The sequence below is a fragment of the Nocardia abscessus genome, from assembly GCF_015477775.1.
In the GTDB taxonomy this organism is placed as follows: domain Bacteria; phylum Actinomycetota; class Actinomycetes; order Mycobacteriales; family Mycobacteriaceae; genus Nocardia; species Nocardia abscessus_A.
In genome coordinates, this window is the sequence record NZ_JADLQO010000007.1 from 325260 (window position 1) to 340481 (window position 15222).

The window sequence follows — 15222 nt, forward strand, 5'->3', positions numbered from 1 at the left end:
CTTACGCTCGCTGTGATTCGGTCTCCGGCGCCCCACCGAGGACGAAATGACTGGGACGGCTGTTGCGCCAGACCAGGCGAGCACCCAGTTCCTCGGCCTGCATCCGCTTGACCAGCGTGTAGTTCGTTCCGTCGTCGAGCACCACGCCGTGCCACGGGGTCAGCCAGCTGTCCTGCGTTCGCAGGAGGTGAAATCCGATTTTCTCGGAGTGATTCGTCTGCGGATGGATCGACAGCCGCACCGCGTCGGGGAAGGTCTCCCCCATCAGCCGGCTCCACGCCTGACTGCGCTGTACCACTTCGTACGCCGTCTCCTTCGACCGATTCCGCCGCTGCGTGGCGGACAGCTCGGGCATCAGCACCGCGTTGTCCTCGACCATGAAACGATGGATTCCGTTGAACATCCGCCGGGCGGCCGGGTCGGTCCGGACCGCCTCGCGCAGCACGTCGATCCCGTCGGAGAACTCCTTCAGCAGGCGCTGCCTGCGTTCGTCCCACCCCATTTCCGGCATGGCGTCACGCAATCCGTACAGGCCGATGGAACCGCCGCCGGTCGACCGGATCACGCGACGGAGCTCGTCGCCGTAGTGGTCGACGTGTATATCCGGAATTCCCAGCGTGTCACTGAACACATGGCCGTCCGAACAGATGGTCACGATGGCGCCCGGCCGGTACACGGCCGAGATCTGGTCGCAGAAACCTTGCAGGGACTCGATCGCCAGGGTCTCGGCCATGTCGGGCAGATGGCCCAGCGTCTTGCGGCGGTTACGCGACTTCGCCGGGAAGGCGGGGATGATGAAGTGGACCGGCAATCCGAGCTCGATGTAGCGGATCACCTTCGTCAGGTGCGGTGCGAAGCACTCCGCACAGGGGGCCAGGTCGCACACCGCCCCGGGCTCGGCACTTCGCCTGCGCGCGAAGACCATGCCGAGTATTCGGGTTGCGACCGACCCGACGTCATGCTCGGGTCTGGCTTGGGCGTATCGGGCGTCTCGGCGCCCGAGTTCGCTGACGCGCTCGGACCCATTGTCGACAGTCGTACTCATTACTACCTTCCTGGCACCCGACAGAACGAGCGCACACAACTGGACCGCACGGCGAAATCCGCTATTCGCGCGGATCGAGCCGTCGGTGAGCTGCCTGCGATCAGAAACGTCAGAGTAAGAACGAAAGCAGGAACCGGAATCCAGCGGAAACCCAGGATCGGCGAGCCCCGATGCTCAGAGCCAAATCCGAGTCACGCAGTTCATTGATCGAACACCCCCCACGTCTATAACCGGTTCCGTGGTTAGAACACTCTCAGGATACCTTCGCCGGGACAGCGAGGCAACCAAATAGATTTACCACCGACACATGAAATTAATTCGGAGGCCCATGGGATCACCACGGGCCTCCGAACGGATACGGCGTTGTCGGTCGAGCGTCGCCGCCCCGGCTATTTCACCACCTGTTCCACGACAACCGGACGTCGTTTCGGGCGCGCGAAACGGCGCATCGCGGGAGATTCCACGAAGGTGAACAGCAACCAGGCGGCGAGGATATTGAGGAAGAACAGAAGCACGATCAGCAGCACCGCGACCGGCGCGCTGAATGTGGCCGCCCCCATCACGCGACGGACGTAGAACACCGTCACGCCCTGACAGATATAGAAGGCGAACGAGATCTCACCGAGCCAGACCGCGAGTCTGCTGGACAGGAACCTGGAGTTCCCGTCCAGGTCGGACTTCGCCGCGGAGCCGATCAGCAACGCGAGCGGAGCAGCTGTCGCCAGCACGAAGCCGATGTAGAACGGCGTGTACATGGCCACCAGGTATCCCACGCCGACCGCGGCCACCGCCGCCCAGAGCGGGATCCGTATCCATCGCCCTTCCATCACGATGCGCGCCACGAACACGCCGAGGAAGAATTCGAACAGGCGCGACGGCGGGAAAAGATATCCGAACCACAATTGCAGCACGGGAATGGGCGTGAGTTCCGATTTATCGGAGTCCGGCACGACGAAGACCGTCAGCAGGACGATCACGCACATGCCGGCCACCATGGCGGCGGCGCCGTACCACAGATACTTCACGTCGATGCGCAGCACCGCCGGTATCAGAAACGGGAAGAGCACATAGAACAGGAGCTCACAGGACAATGTCCACGACGGCGTATTGACCCCCGCGTTGATATAGTTCTGCGGGAACCAGGCATGGATCAAGAAGATATTCGGCAGCCATGCCTTCCAGGACGTGATCGCCGCCGCGAAGAGCACCATCGACGCTACCCACAGCGTCAGGTGATTGGGGAATATCTTCACCACACGGCGCCGGATGAACTGCAGTTTGCTCGAGCCCGGCTTCCACGACCAGGTCAGCACGAAGCCGCTCAAGATGAAGAAGAACGACACCCCCAGGAATCCGGCTTTGCCGACCACCACCGCCGCGTTGTACGCGATATCCGGATCGGAGAACAGGTTGACCGGCTTGTACGGCGGTATCGGTGAGTTCGGCAGCATCACATGGAAGATGAATACCGAGAACGCGGCGAAGAACCGCAGTCCGGTCAAGGACGGCAGCCGTTTGCGATTGTCGACTTCCATCGCGATCAGCCCAACCCTACGACGAACGGGAACTCCGGTCTGCCGCCGAGCACGAAGGCGCCCGTCGACTGGATCACCTGGTCGTGCGCGATGATGTGCCGAACCATGGTGTTCGTATCGCGCAGCCAGATATCGAGCGGATTCGGCCGGTAGATCGAATCGGTGCCCACCAGCTCGCACAGGCGAGAGAGGATTCGTTGCGCGGCGCGGAAGGCATTGGTTCTGGCCAGCGCGGTCGCGATCCGCAGATCCGTGGGCAGGTCCACGAAACGGTTGCCGTCCAACGCGTTCCACAGCTCCCCGATGGTGTTGACGACAGCGCCGCGCGCGACGATGTACTCCATCTCGCACTCACCGAGCAGATATTGGGCGCGGTAGTTGTCCGCCCATTTCTGCCCCGTCGCGGCCACTACTTTTCCGTCCGCGACATCGCGCACGTAGTCCAACGCCGCGCGGGCCGTCCCCAGGGGTACCCCCGGCATGATCCGGGCCAGCGCCTCCGGCTCGGCCAGCTTCCCGCTACAGCTCTTCGGCTCCCCGAAGGTGAAGGAATGGCGCTCGGGGACGAACAGGTCCTCGACGGCGTAGTCATTGCTTCCGCTGCCGCGCAGGCCCGTGGTGTCCCAGGTGTCGAACACCGCGACCTGATCGCGGCGCATGTAGAACAGCCGAACGACCGGCTTGCCGTCCGGGGTCTGCTCCACCTTGCCGTCCGATGTCACGAAAGCGCCACCGATGACCAGGTCCGCGTGCGTGATCGCGCTTCCGAACTTCCATCGCCCCGTCAGCCGGTAACCATCGGTGACGCGCTCGGCGCGAGCGGCCGGAAAGATCAGTCCCGCGGTGATCAGGTCCTGCGTCGGCATCAGTTCCGCGATGGCCTGTTCGTCGAGATAGCCGGCATAGATGCCGGTGGCGGCGCCGATCATGGCGCACCAGCCGGTCGCCGTGTCGCCGTACGACAGCGCCTCGACGATTTCCAGTTGCTCGAGCGAGGTCAGGCCGGGGCCGCCGATCTCGGCACTGAAACACATACGGTAGACACCGATTTCGCGGAGCCGCTCGACGATGTCGACCGGAAGCCTGCGCTCGGCATCGATCTCGCTGCGACGCGCGGCCAGATCGGGCGCCAGCGATCGGACCGCCGTCAGCAGGGAGGTCGCCGAAATTGTTGCTGCAGTCATTTTCCCAATTCCTAAGCCAGAGAAGTTGCGGGCGATTCCGGTCGCTGTCGCATGAGCAGCTCGATCGCCGACGTGGTCTGCTCGGGTCCGAGAGCCGAGTAACCGCCGTCCACGGTCCACTCGGCACCGGTCACGAAGCTCGCCTTGGACGAGGTGAGAAAGGCGACCACCTCGCCGATCTCGCGGGCGTCGGCCGCCCTGCCCAGCATGTGGAACCGCGAGGCCACCGCATCGGTGCGGGCCCGGTCCCCTTCGGTGATCTCGTCCATCACGCGAGACCAGGTCCAGCCCGGCGAGACACTGTTCACCCGGATCCCGTCGCCGGCGTACTCCAGTGCGAGACTGCGGGTCAGCTGCAGCATTCCCGCCTTGCTGACCGGGTATCGAATCCGCCCGGCCTGAGCGACGCGTCCGCTGGGAGACGCGAAATTGACAATGGACCCCGCCGTGTCCCGTAGCTGGGTGCGCGCCTGCTCGCACAACATCGCCGCGCCGACCACATTGGTGTTCAGCACGTCGAGCCACTGTGCTCGCGCATCCCCGTCGGGCCGGTCGTCGCCGTAGACGCAGGCGATGTTGACCAGAACATCGATCCGTCCGTGCCGTTCGGCCGCGGCCGCGACGAACGACCTGATCGACGCGTCGCTGCGCACATCGAGGGGCACGAAGACGGCTCGGTCGCCGATCGCGGCGGCCGCCCTCTTCCCCCCGTCCGTATCTATGTCACCCAGTACGACATTCGCGGAATATTCGGCGAAGACACCAGCGACTTCAGCTCCGATGATGGTTGCCGCACCGGTTACGAGTACCGTCTTACCTTCGAACAACGTCGACTCCCCTCGGCTGAGCCATCCGACCGGCACAAGCCATAGAACGAAGTATTCACAACCAAAAGAGCGACCAGCCAGTCCGATTCGCGACAGAGATGCACCTCTTTGCGCCAGTCCGCACCCCTGTCACGACAGGCGTGTCCTGGATCACTCCGCGCTCTCGTCCACCGGGCCGGTGCGCTATCGTCTCGGTGCAGGCAGTCCATGTTTCGGGGGGTTCCGCACCGCGGTCGATTCGCTACGGAGATACCCCGTGCGAGCATCGAATCCGATCCCGCGATTTCTCGAGGTCGAACGGAGTCAAGGCGTTGCCGAGCCATCAAATGATCTTTCTGTTGCTGGACCTCGTCTTGATCGTGGGCGCGGCACGTCTGCTGGGCGGGCTGGCCGAGCGGCTCGGCCAGCCCGCCGTGATCGGGGAGATCGTGGCGGGCATACTCGCGGGTCCGACGGTTCTCGGGGCGCAGTTGTCCGAGGCGGTCTTCCCGCTCGACATCCGTTCGTACCTCACGGCATTCGCGAATGTCGGGGTGATGATCTTCATGTTCTCGGCGGGCCTCGAGATGGATCTGCGGTCGCTCGCCGGACGCAGGCGGTCGGTCACGGCGATCGCGCTGTCGGCCTACCTCGCGCCCTTCGCGCTCGGTTCCGTCATCGCGCTCTGGGCGCTGGCCCGGCACGACGGCGGCAACCGGCTGACCTTCGCGCTCTTCATCGGTTGCGCGCTGTCCGTCACGGCGTTCCCGGTGCTGGCCCGGATCCTGCACGACCGCAAGCTGCTCGGTACCCGTCTCGGCCAATCCGCCATGACCTGCGCCGCGCTCGACGACGTCCTGGCCTGGTGCGGGCTGGCGGTGGTCATCGCCATCGCCCGGCCGGGCACGGATCACCACTGGCGGTTGCTGTTGTTCGTTCCGCTGGTCCTGGCGTTGTGGTGGGCGGTGCGTCCAGCCCTCGACCACCTCTCCCGCACCGGTTCCGAGAAGACTCCGGGCAACATGGTCTTCCTCGGCGTCGCCGGTGCTCTGCTGCTGGGCGCCACCACCGAATGGCTGGGACTGCACTTGATCTTCGGCGCGTTCCTGTTCGGTGTCGTCTTCCCCCGGCGGCTGCGCGCGGCGGTCGACAGCGGCGCCCAGCTCCTGAGCAGCATCTTCCTGCCCGCGTTCTTCGTGGTGGCCGGCCTCCAGGTCGACCTCGGCGCCCTCGATCGCGCCGCGATCGGTGAGTTCGCCGCGATCATGTTCGCCGCGATCGCCGGAAAGCTCGGCGGCACCTACCTGGCGGCCCGGCTCGCTCGGACCGATCGAGCCGAGTCCGCGGCCCTCGCGGCGCTGATGAACACCCGAGGGCTGACGGAACTGGTGATCCTGAACATCGGGCTCACGATCGGCGTCATCGAACAGCGGCTGTACTCGCTGCTCGTCATGATGGCGTTGGTCACCACCGCGATGACGGCACCGTTGCTGAAACTCTGTGGCGCCACCCCCGCGGCGCACCGCGGCGACCCGCCACCGGGGAAAGAAGGAGGCCGTCGCGTCGATTCCGCCGACCAGACCGAGGTCGCCGCGTCATGAGACAGCATGCGGAGACTCCGGACTCCGCCCGCGCCGGCGCGTCGCCGGTGGCGCGTCGGATCGATCCAGCGGGTGTCCCAGCGGCTTTCGTCGACGTCGACGAAACCTTGGTCCGTTGCGTGAGCTTCCTGTCCTTGTTCCTGTTCGACGCGCGCCGACGTGGCCACGGCCCCGAAGCCGACACCGTGGTCGACGAGTTCCGCGCACTTCGCGGGGCAGGGATGAGCCGCAGCGAATCCCATCGGTGGTTCTATCGGCAATGGGCCGGCCGCGACGTCGCCGACGTGCGACGCATCGGCCACGACTGGTTCACCTCGTGCGCCGCGGATCCGGCTTTCTTCAACGCCGCCGTGCGACGGCGGCTCGACGAACTGTCCCTGGCCGGGACTCGGATCGTGCTGGTCTCCGGCTCGTTCACCCCGGCGCTGCGACCGATCGCCGACGCCGTGGGCGCCACCTCGGTGCTGTGCACGACGATGGAGACGGCGGCCGGAAAATACACCGGGAACGTCCTCGCGACGATGGTCGGGGCCGACAAGTCCGCGGCCTTGCTCCGGTACGCCGAGCGGAGGGCCATCGATCCGGCCTCCTGTACGGCGTTCGGCGATCACCATTCCGACATCGCGATGTTCGACCTGGTCGGCCATCCGGTCGTCGTCGGCGACGCCGATCCGCGACTGCGCGACTATCCCGCGGAACGACTTCCGGGCTGAGTCTCGCGCTCCTTCAGTTTCCGACCGCGAACGTGCGCCGGTACTGACCGGGGCTGACGCCCAGATGACGCTTGAATACCGCGCGGGTGTTGGCCGGGTTCCCGAGACCGACGCGGTAGCCGATCTGATCGATCGGCAGTTCGGTCGTCTCGAGCAGTTCGCGCGCCTGGTTCAGGCGCGCACTGGTGATCCACACGTGCGCGGAGGTTCCGGTCTCCTCCCGGAACCGCCGGACGAAGCTGCGCCGCGAGAGATTCGACCGCCTGGCGAGCTCTTCGAGCGAATGCCGGTGATCGAGGTTGGCTAGGATCCACGCCCGTGTCTCGGCCAGCACGCCGGAGGAGGTCTGCGTCGGGAACTGCCGGGTGTACTGTGCCTGCCCGCCCTCGCGAACCGGTGGCGCCACCAGGTCGCGGGCGCGTTCGTTCGCGGCCGCCGCACCGATGTCCTTGCGCACCACGTGCAGGCACAGGTCGATCCCGCTGGTGACCCCGGCGGAGGTCATCACGTCACCGTCGTCCACGAACAGGCGGTCCGGATGGACCTCGACGTCGGGGTACCGGCTCTGCAGTATCGCGGCGGCCCGCCAGTGCGTCGTCGCGGGCCGGTTGGCCAGCAGTCCCGCGGCGGCCAGAGCGAAAGCACCGGTACAGATCGACAGCACCCGCGCGCCCCGCTCGTGGGCGTCGCGAAGTGCTCGCAGCACCGAATCCGGCGGCGGTGTTTCGAAGGACGCGTAACCGGGCACCACCACCGTGTCGGCGCGCTGCAAAGCCTCCAGCCCCGCTACCGCCACACAAGACAACCCCGGCGCCGACGTCTGCACCTCAGGTGATACCGCGCATACCTCGAGTAAATAGTTGGGATCCGAGCCGAACACGTCGATTGGAATCGCCGCGTCCAGCACGACTACTTCATCGGGAATGACGACGGCGACCCGGCGCGCTCCCCCATCCGGTTGCATGGCCCGATCGTAGCGGTGAAAGGCACTCGGGCTACTACCCCGGCCTTCGGGAGCGCACATAGCCTCGCTTGAGCATCCGAGCCGACAAGCCGAAAGAAGGGGTTTGATGTCCGATTTGACGGACTTCTCCACCAGCAACGGAGGGTTCCGGAGCGTGGTCGTGACGGCTGTCGAGATGTCGACGGCGGTCGGCGCCGACACCGAGGCGACCTGGAAGAGACTGCTCGCCGGGGAAACCGGTATCGGCAAGGTGCAAGACCCGGACTTCGAGCGCTTCCAGGTTCCCGTCGACATCGGCGGCCAGTTCGAACTGGATCCGACCGATGAACTCAGCCGCGTCCAGAAGCGCCGGATGTCCTATGTCCAGCAGGTCGCCTATGTCATGGGCAACCGGATCTGGGACACGGTGGGACGGCCGGAGGTGGATCTCGATCGCCTCGGCGTCTGCATCGGCACCGGCCTCGGTGGCGCCGACACGATCATCGAGTCCAACGACCTGATGCAGCAAGCCGGCTACCGCAAGGTGTCACCCTTCGCGGTACCCATGGCCATGCCGAACGGCGCTGCCGCGGTGGTCGGACTGGAACTGGGCGCGCGAGCCAGCGTGATCACGCCCGTCTCCGCCTGTGCCTCGGGATGCGAGGCGCTGGTCCACGCGTGGCGTTCGATCATCCTGGGGGAAGCCGACATCATCGTCGCGGGAGGCGTGGAGGGCCGTATCAACCCGCTCGCGGTGGCCGGATTCTCCATGATGCGCGCGTTGAGCACACGGATCGACGAACCCGAACGCGCGTCACGGCCGTTCGACCGGGACCGCGACGGATTCGTCTTCGGCGAAGCCGCCGCGCTGTTCGTGCTGGAGTCGGAAGACCACGCACGGGCCCGGGGGGCCAAGCCCCTGGCTCGCTTGATGGGCGCGGGCCTCACCGCCGACGGCTACCACATGGTGCTCCCGCATCCGGAAGGCGAGGGAAACATCCGAGCCATGCGCCGGGCGATCGAAACGGCCGGGGTGAGCCCCACCGAGATCGACCACGTCAATGCCCACGCGACGGCCACCCCGTTCGGCGATCTCGCGGAAGCCAAGGGGATCCGGGCCGCGGTGGGCGACCACGCGTCGGTCTACGCGCCGAAATCCGCGTTGGGACACTCGGTCGGCGCGGTCGGCGCGGTAGAAGCCGCCCTGACCGTGCTCAGCGTCCGCGACGGTGTGGTGCCGCCGACGCTGAACCTCGACAACCAGGACCCGGAGATCGATCTCGACATCGTCCACGGCAGCGCCCGAACCCAGAACATCAACTTCGCGTTGAACAACTCCTACGGTTTCGGCGGCCACAACGCGGCCGTCGTGTTCGGCCGCTGCTGACAAGAAGATCGTGGGCCCCGGCCCGGCGGGTCATGCCTGCCGGGCTCGTCGGCCGGAATCCTCGTCGCCGGCCTGATCGGGCGCGGCGCTGCGGCGGGCTCGTTTCCCGCGGGCGATTTCCGTCGCGAGAGCGTCGAGCGGTTGCGCGAACTGGTGCAGCGGGTCGGCCAATCCGGTGAGCCAAGCCCGGGCGGCGTCGACGCCCTCGGGGTCGAGGGCGTACAGCCGTCGAGTGCCTTCGGCGCGGACGCGTACCAGCCCGGCGTCGCGGAGCACCTTGAGGTGCTGGGAGACGCCGGGCTGGGAGATCGGCGCGCGCTGCTGCACGGCGGCGACCACCGCACCCGCGGGCTGCTCGTCGGCCGCCACCAATTCGAGGATGAATCGGCGAACCGGGTCGCCGAGTGCCTCGAAGACCTTCGCCGGGGACCGATCCATCAGCCCTCGGAGCCCTCCTCGGGAACGATCGTGTAGAAATCGACGGTTCGCAGCGCCGCCGCGTTCGCCTCCGCCGGGTCGTCACCGTCGTCGACTGCGGCATCCGCCCAACCGAGCGCCGCCTTGCGCACGAACGCCACTCCTTCGGGCGTGACCGGAAAGGCCAGCGCCTCCGCCGAGTCCACCGGAGCTCCGCTGGACAGGTGCAGCCCGAGACCCATCAGGGCGAGATCCCAGCCGACGCCCACAGCGCCCGGCCCGTACTGCGACCAGAACTCGGGATCGACCGGAGCCTCGTGCAGCAACTCCAGCTCGGTGCCGTCTCCGGCGGGCGTGAGACGAACCGTCAGCCAGGAGATCTGCGGGCCCATCTCCCAGGTCACGGTGAACCGCTCCGGGGCATCACACTCTTCCACCACACCGTTGGCGTTGCCCTCGGTCTGATAGCGGCCGCCGACCCGCAGATCACCGCTGACGGGCAGGAACCAGCGCGGGATCCGCTCGATATCGGTGAGTGCGTCCCAGAGATCCGCCTGATCGGTCGGGTAGCTGCGCCGGGCGACAGCGATTCTGGTCGGGGTGCCGTCCCGGGAACCGGTGCGGACCTCGCGGGTCACGAGCCCGGCGATGGCGGCGGGATCGGTGAGCAGTGGCATGGCGTCCTCCTTGAATAAGTTTTGACTTATATTAGATGCAAACGTGGCGACCGCAACACCACCCGAGTGCTCGGCCTCGCGGGCTTGCGGCCGGAACACATTCCGGCCAGCGGATCAGCCGTTCCGAGCCAACCCCGCGATCGCGCGCAGCGCCGAGATCATGCCCGTCACCGGGATGCCCGGATCGATCGACCGGAACAGGCCCAGCCCGACGCCGAGCGCCAGTACGGCGACCGCGGCTTCGGCCCGCGGCTTCGGGGTTTCGGTGTCGTCCGCCGTCTCCAACGCGGCGCCGACCATGCCGACGATGTTGCCGAGCCGGGTCGCGAGTTCGGCACGGAGGTGGTCGTCGCGCCGCGCATGAACGCTGAACTCCAGTTCCAGCTGCGTCCAATCGGGATCGCCGACGACCCGTTCGGCCCATTCCGTCATCCGCTTCAGACGGTCGGTAGCCGTCGGCGCGGCGATGATTTCGGCGACCTCCGCCGCTCGCTCACGGTGAATTTCGTCGAGCACCGCCAGACACAGGTCGTCTTTGGTGCGGAAGTTCGAATACACCGCCCCTTTGGTGAAACCGGCGGCCTTTGCGACCTTGTCCAGAGTCGTCGCCTGATACCCGTCCTCCAGAAAAAGCCGTTTGGCGGTCGCCGTCAACACGGTGCGCGTCCGCGCCTGGCTCTGCGCTCGAGTCGGCCGCGAATGCCCTGCCCCCCGAAGCCGCCGACACTCATCGCTATTCCCAGACAATCCATACCCCTTACAGATACTCTCAGTATCCGATTCTAGATGCCATGGGTATCCCAATCGCAGGAAGGATCGCATCGTGAGGAGTCGAATACTCAGATTGGCCACAGCTTTGACGGGAACCCTCATCGTGGCCGGAGGCGCGGCGCTCGCGGCCCCGAACGGGTGGGCGGAGCCGGTCGCGGAGGCGGTGGCGGGCGACGAGTTCTACATCCCGCCTGCGGAGCCCGGGGGCGCGCCGGGATCCATCATCCGCACCGAAGCGTCGCGGCTGGCGATATCGGTCCCCGGACTGTCCGGAGCGATTCCGGCCACGTCGACGCGCCTGATGTACGTCAGCAGCGATACCCACAGCGCCAGGACAACGGTGGTGGGTACGTATCTGGAGCCGGCAGCACCGTGGACCGGCCCCGGTGAGCGCCCGCTGATCGCGTACGCGGTCGGCACGAAGGGGCAAGGCGACCAATGCGCGCCTTCGAAACTGCTCGCGCAATTCGTCCAATACCAGCCTCCGTTCGACGTGATCGTCGAATACGACGTACTGGCGCTGTACACGCTGCTGGCGCGCGGCATGGCGGTGATGGTGACCGATTACCACGGTCTGGGAACGCCTGCGGTCCACGACTATCTCAACCGGAAATCTCAGGCCTACGCGCTACTCGACTCCGCGCGTGCGGCACTGCAATTGCCGGGCACCAGTCTGCACCCCGGCTCACCGGTGATTCTGTACGGCTACTCGCAGGGCGGCATGGCCTCCGCGGGCGCGGCCGAATTGCAACCAAGTTACGCCCCTGATTTGAACGTCCGTGGCGCCTACATCGGCGGGCCGGTGGTGGACGACCAGTACTTCATCGGGTTCAACGATGGCCGAGCCCCACTCGGACCGGCTTTCGCGTGGATCCTCAACGGCATCGCCGCCAACTATCCCGAAACCCGTCCGGTACTCGAGGCCGAACTCAACGACACCGGCAAGGCGATCCTGCGCGAGTCCCTGGAGAAGTGCGCCGTACCGCTCGGACTGGCCCAGCAGTTCCCGAACACGTCACAGTGGACCACCAGCGGGCAACCGCTCACCGCGGTGATCGATCAGTCCCCCGTGTTGAAGTCGGCGTTCACCGAGCAACGAGTCGGCACGCTGAACCCGGGGGTGCCGGTCCTCATCTCCTCGAGCCCGAGCGACGAGGGTGCGCCGTACGTGCCCGTGCGCGAGATGGCCGCCGGATGGTGCGCCGCGGGCGTGCCGGTGCAGCTGAACGCGAACGTCGAGCTGCCCAGCGTCATCACGGGATTGCGGGCCACCCACGTGCTGGCGTTCTTCCCCTCGCTGGTCTCGTCGCAGCAGTGGATAACCGAGCGGCTCGCGAATCAGCCCGCACCGACCAACTGCGGTGCCCTGCCCTGATTTGCGAAATCACGATCGACTCGGATACCGTCGGTATCTCGATCGGAGACTCGGGGCAGCGCCTCGCGCTGGAGCGCGACATCGGCGCGTAGTGCCGTGATCTCCACGCACGGTGGTCGGCCGCGGTTCGGTCTCACGACCGAACCGCGGCCGACCTGCCTGCCCGGGTCATCACAGATCCCTCGTGTGGCAGGCGGGCTTCGCCCGAGGATCAGCCTGATGCCCGGCTCCGAAATCGGCGGAGCCTGATTCGCAGGAAATTTGCTGTCGCAGTCTTCAGCCGTTCGTCAGCTAGGTCGAATTCGGTACAGAAAGGTTCGAATGTCGGAGTTGGCTCACCCCTGCCCGCCCGAGCCGCTCAGGTGCGCACACCGGTGAAATACGGAGATCCGGCGCGGATCGATCCGTGCCCGAGGCGACGACACCGACTGCGCGAAGGCCGCAGGTCGATGCTGTGCCGTTCGAATACGCACTCCGCGTATGCAGTTGGCATCGACATGGCCGCGGAGATCGCGGTCGCCGAATCCGATCACAGGGCTTCGAGCCGGACATGCGTCGCATGCTCGAGCCCTTCCGATGACACCCCGGCCGACCGAGGGCCGCTGCGCGACCTCGGGGCGGACACTGCCCGCTCAGACGGCGGTTTCCATGGATCGCTACCATTCAGCGAACTTCCAGCTATCCTTGAAGGGCGAGCAAGGTGTCTGCGTTATCCGCAGTCAGAACTGTCGGTTGAGTGTTCTCCTGATGGATCGGCGAGATGACTATGACGATCTTCGAGCACACGAGAGCCCGCGATCCCAAGCGCTACCTGTGGGTACTGGGCTTGATCGCCCCGGGTTGCGCATTACTGCCTTCCCAGCTGGTGGTGTACACCGGGCTGGAGGTGTTCTGGTGGATAGGCCCGATCATCGTCCTGGTGGTGATCCCCCTGCTGGATTGGGCCATCGGCGACGACGGTAGCAACCCTCGTGACGAAGACTACGAGGCGCTGTCCAACGACCGCTATTACCGCTGGTGCACCTACCTTTTCCTGCCGCTTCAATTCATCGGCCTGCTCATCGCGGGCTACCTGTGGGCCAGCGACGAGTTGAGCCTGGCCGACAAACTCGGCTTGGCCGTAACTCTCGGCTTCGTCTCCGGTATCGGCATCAACGCCGCCCACGAACTCGGGCATCGCGTCGAGCGCCTCGAACGCTGGCTGGCCAAGATCGCGCTCGCCCAGTCCGGGTACGGGCACTTCTTCGTCGAGCACAATCGTGGCCACCACGTTCGCGTCGCCACGCCCGAGGACCCGGCCAGCGCCCGCTTCGGCGAATCGCTGTGGCGGTTCCTGCCGCGCACCATGGTGGGCGGTTTCCGCTCCGCCCTCGCGCTGGAACGCCAACGCCTCGCCCGGAACGGCAAACGCTGGTTCAGCCCGGCGAACCATCTTCTGCAAGCCTGGGCGATGAGCGCGGCGTTGTTCACCGCCCTGATCGTGGCCTTCGGCCCCGTGGTCATCCCCTACCTGGCCCTCCAAGCGCTCATCGGCGCCGGCCTGCTGGAGACGGTCAACTACGTCGAGCACTACGGACTACTGCGCGCCCGCCGCCCTGACGGCCGCTATGCCCGCTGCTCGCCGCGCGACAGCTGGAACAGCGACCGCTTGGTCACCAACATCTTCCTGTTCCACCTCCAGCGCCACAGCGACCATCACGCCAACCCCGGCCGTCGCTACCAGACCCTCCGCAGCTCCGCGCGAGCTCCCCAGCTTCCCGCGGGTTACGCCACGATGGTTGTGCTGGCGGCGATTCCACCGCTGTGGCGCGCGGTCATGGACCACCGGGTCCTTGCCCACTACAACGGCGATACCGCCCTCATCAACACGTTGCCCCGCAAACGCCGGCTCGTCCTTCCGATCCGGCAACAGCGAGACGACGAGCAGCCGATCACGTCCTCGGGTGCCGACGAGGAGCGCTTCTCGACCGGGGCGGATCGGTAACTGCCTATCGCCGGGTGACGGTCCCGATCGCGCCGCGATCAGGTGTAGCGCCCCGCCCTTGGTCGTAGCGCACGCCACGCTGGAACTGATTCTTTGATCAGTTACGATTCCCGCACTGATGGCGGAGGCGGGGTAGGTCGATGACTGCGGAACCGGTGGTGCGTACTCGGACCGATCGACGCCGGGAGCGCACCCGCAACGCGCTGCTGGCGGCCGCGCGGAAGTTCCTGGCGGAAGGCCGGTCGGCGGTGAGCATTCAGGAGATCACCGATGCCGCCGACGTCGGTTTCGGCTCGTTCTACAACCACTTCCAGACCAAAGAGCAGTTGTTCGACGAAGCGGTGCGTTCGGCGCTGGAGATCTACGCCCAGATGCGCGACGAGATCGTGCGGCTCTACGACGACCCGGCCGAGGTGTTCGCGGTCAGTTTCCGCATGACCGGGCGCTTGCAGCGGCAGATCCCGGAGATGGTGCGGGTCATCCTGAATTCCGGAATGCCGGTGCTCTCGCGGGACGACGGCTTGGCCCCGCGGGCACGCCGCGACATCCTCGCCGCACAGGAGGCGGGCCGGTTCGAGGAGATGGACGTGGAGATGGCGATGATGGCCGCGGGCGGCGCGTTGCTGGGGTTGTTGCAGATGCTCGACACCCGCCCCGATGCCGACGCCGGGGCGCTGTCGGACGAGATGACCTTTCACGTGCTGCGGATGTTCGGTATGCCGAAGCGGACGGCCCGCAAACTGGTGTCCGGGCAGCTACCGCCCCAGCCGCAGTTGTGAACGTG

At 66.3% G+C, this 15222-nt stretch carries 14 protein-coding genes; 6 read left to right on the forward strand and 8 right to left on the reverse strand.

Going from position 1 to position 15222, the window contains the following annotated elements:
* Nucleotide 1: 1 nt before the first annotated feature.
* The 4 genes from IU450_RS20525 to IU450_RS20540 all read right to left on the reverse strand — a co-directional run bounded on the left by IU450_RS20525 (nt 2) and on the right by IU450_RS20540 (nt 4591).
* Nucleotides 2-1045 (reverse strand): L-tyrosine/L-tryptophan isonitrile synthase family protein, encoded by a 1044-nt coding sequence (locus IU450_RS20525; protein WP_195151353.1) that lies wholly within the window; start codon nt 1043-1045, stop codon nt 2-4.
* A gap of 389 nt (nt 1046-1434) precedes the next feature.
* Complete coding sequence (locus IU450_RS20530) at nt 1435-2580, reverse strand: acyltransferase family protein (RefSeq protein WP_195151354.1); 1146 nt, start codon at nt 2578-2580, stop codon at nt 1435-1437.
* A 5-nt stretch (nt 2581-2585) separates the two neighbouring features.
* On the reverse strand, nt 2586-3764 hold the full coding sequence (locus IU450_RS20535) for an acyl-CoA dehydrogenase family protein (RefSeq protein WP_195151355.1): 1179 nt from the start codon (nt 3762-3764) through the stop codon (nt 2586-2588).
* An 11-nt stretch (nt 3765-3775) separates the two neighbouring features.
* Entirely contained in the window at nt 3776-4591 is an 816-nt protein-coding gene (locus IU450_RS20540; protein WP_195151356.1) for an SDR family oxidoreductase, read from the reverse strand.
* Nucleotides 4592-4917: 326 nt separating this feature from the next.
* Between IU450_RS20540 and IU450_RS20545 the strand changes: the two genes are divergently transcribed.
* Together IU450_RS20545 and IU450_RS20550 are read left to right on the forward strand one after the other, a co-directional pair.
* A complete protein-coding gene (locus IU450_RS20545; RefSeq protein ID WP_195151357.1) occupies nt 4918-6171 on the forward strand; it encodes a cation:proton antiporter in 1254 nt (417 codons plus the stop codon).
* A complete protein-coding gene (locus IU450_RS20550) occupies nt 6168-6884 on the forward strand; it encodes an HAD family hydrolase (RefSeq protein WP_195151358.1) in 717 nt (238 codons plus the stop codon). The genes IU450_RS20545 and IU450_RS20550 overlap by 4 nt, the downstream gene beginning before the upstream one ends.
* Nucleotides 6885-6897: 13 nt before the next feature.
* Here the strand turns inward: IU450_RS20550 and IU450_RS20555 are convergent, their stop codons facing one another.
* Nucleotides 6898-7848, reverse strand: coding sequence for a GlxA family transcriptional regulator (locus IU450_RS20555; protein WP_195151359.1), 951 nt, complete (start codon nt 7846-7848; stop codon nt 6898-6900).
* A gap of 106 nt (nt 7849-7954) precedes the next feature.
* Here IU450_RS20555 and IU450_RS20560 point away from each other — a divergent pair, with 106 nt between their 5' ends.
* Complete coding sequence (locus IU450_RS20560; protein ID WP_195035782.1) at nt 7955-9214, forward strand: KasA/KasB family beta-ketoacyl-ACP synthase; 1260 nt, start codon at nt 7955-7957, stop codon at nt 9212-9214.
* Nucleotides 9215-9244: 30 nt separating this feature from the next.
* Here IU450_RS20560 and IU450_RS20565 read toward each other — a convergent pair whose 3' ends face one another.
* The 3 genes from IU450_RS20565 to IU450_RS20575 form a co-directional block, all read right to left on the reverse strand.
* Nucleotides 9245-9652 (reverse strand): ArsR/SmtB family transcription factor, encoded by a 408-nt coding sequence (locus tag IU450_RS20565; RefSeq protein WP_195151360.1) that lies wholly within the window; start codon nt 9650-9652, stop codon nt 9245-9247.
* Nucleotides 9652-10308 carry an SRPBCC family protein gene (locus IU450_RS20570; protein ID WP_195151361.1) on the reverse strand — a complete coding sequence of 219 codons (657 nt, stop codon included), beginning with the start codon at nt 10306-10308 and terminating at the stop codon, nt 9652-9654. The genes IU450_RS20565 and IU450_RS20570 overlap by 1 nt, the downstream gene beginning before the upstream one ends.
* Before the next feature lie 114 nt (nt 10309-10422).
* Entirely contained in the window at nt 10423-11160 is a 738-nt protein-coding gene (locus IU450_RS20575; protein ID WP_324197745.1) for a TetR/AcrR family transcriptional regulator, read from the reverse strand.
* Between IU450_RS20575 and IU450_RS20580 the strand changes: the two genes are divergently transcribed.
* The 3 genes from IU450_RS20580 (at nt 11153) to IU450_RS20590 (ending at nt 15217) form a co-directional block, all read left to right on the forward strand.
* On the forward strand, nt 11153-12454 hold the full coding sequence (locus IU450_RS20580; RefSeq protein WP_195151362.1) for a lipase family protein: 1302 nt from the start codon (nt 11153-11155) through the stop codon (nt 12452-12454). The two genes, IU450_RS20575 and IU450_RS20580, sit on opposite strands and share 8 nt — an antisense overlap.
* Before the next feature lie 760 nt (nt 12455-13214).
* On the forward strand, nt 13215-14438 hold the full coding sequence (locus IU450_RS20585; protein WP_195151363.1) for an alkane 1-monooxygenase: 1224 nt from the start codon (nt 13215-13217) through the stop codon (nt 14436-14438).
* Nucleotides 14439-14578: 140 nt separating this feature from the next.
* Nucleotides 14579-15217, forward strand: a complete 639-nt coding sequence (locus IU450_RS20590) for a TetR/AcrR family transcriptional regulator (protein WP_228834834.1) — start codon at nt 14579-14581, stop codon at nt 15215-15217.
* Nucleotides 15218-15222 lie beyond the last annotated feature (5 nt).

Coding starts and splice junctions, on each gene's coding strand:
- IU450_RS20525 (WP_195151353.1), bottom strand. CDS start 1,045: ATGAGTACGACTGTCGACAATGGGTCCGAGCGCGTCAGCGAACTCGGG.
- IU450_RS20530 (WP_195151354.1), bottom strand. CDS start 2,580: ATGGAAGTCGACAATCGCAAACGGCTGCCGTCCTTGACCGGACTGCGG.
- IU450_RS20535 (WP_195151355.1), bottom strand. CDS start 3,764: ATGACTGCAGCAACAATTTCGGCGACCTCCCTGCTGACGGCGGTCCGA.
- IU450_RS20545 (WP_195151357.1), top strand. CDS start 4,918: ATGATCTTTCTGTTGCTGGACCTCGTCTTGATCGTGGGCGCGGCACGT.
- IU450_RS20550 (WP_195151358.1), top strand. CDS start 6,168: ATGAGACAGCATGCGGAGACTCCGGACTCCGCCCGCGCCGGCGCGTCG.
- IU450_RS20555 (WP_195151359.1), bottom strand. CDS start 7,848: ATGCAACCGGATGGGGGAGCGCGCCGGGTCGCCGTCGTCATTCCCGAT.
- IU450_RS20560 (WP_195035782.1), top strand. CDS start 7,955: ATGTCCGATTTGACGGACTTCTCCACCAGCAACGGAGGGTTCCGGAGC.
- IU450_RS20565 (WP_195151360.1), bottom strand. CDS start 9,652: ATGGATCGGTCCCCGGCGAAGGTCTTCGAGGCACTCGGCGACCCGGTT.
- IU450_RS20570 (WP_195151361.1), bottom strand. CDS start 10,308: ATGCCACTGCTCACCGATCCCGCCGCCATCGCCGGGCTCGTGACCCGC.
- IU450_RS20585 (WP_195151363.1), top strand. CDS start 13,215: ATGACTATGACGATCTTCGAGCACACGAGAGCCCGCGATCCCAAGCGC.
- IU450_RS20590 (WP_228834834.1), top strand. CDS start 14,579: ATGACTGCGGAACCGGTGGTGCGTACTCGGACCGATCGACGCCGGGAG.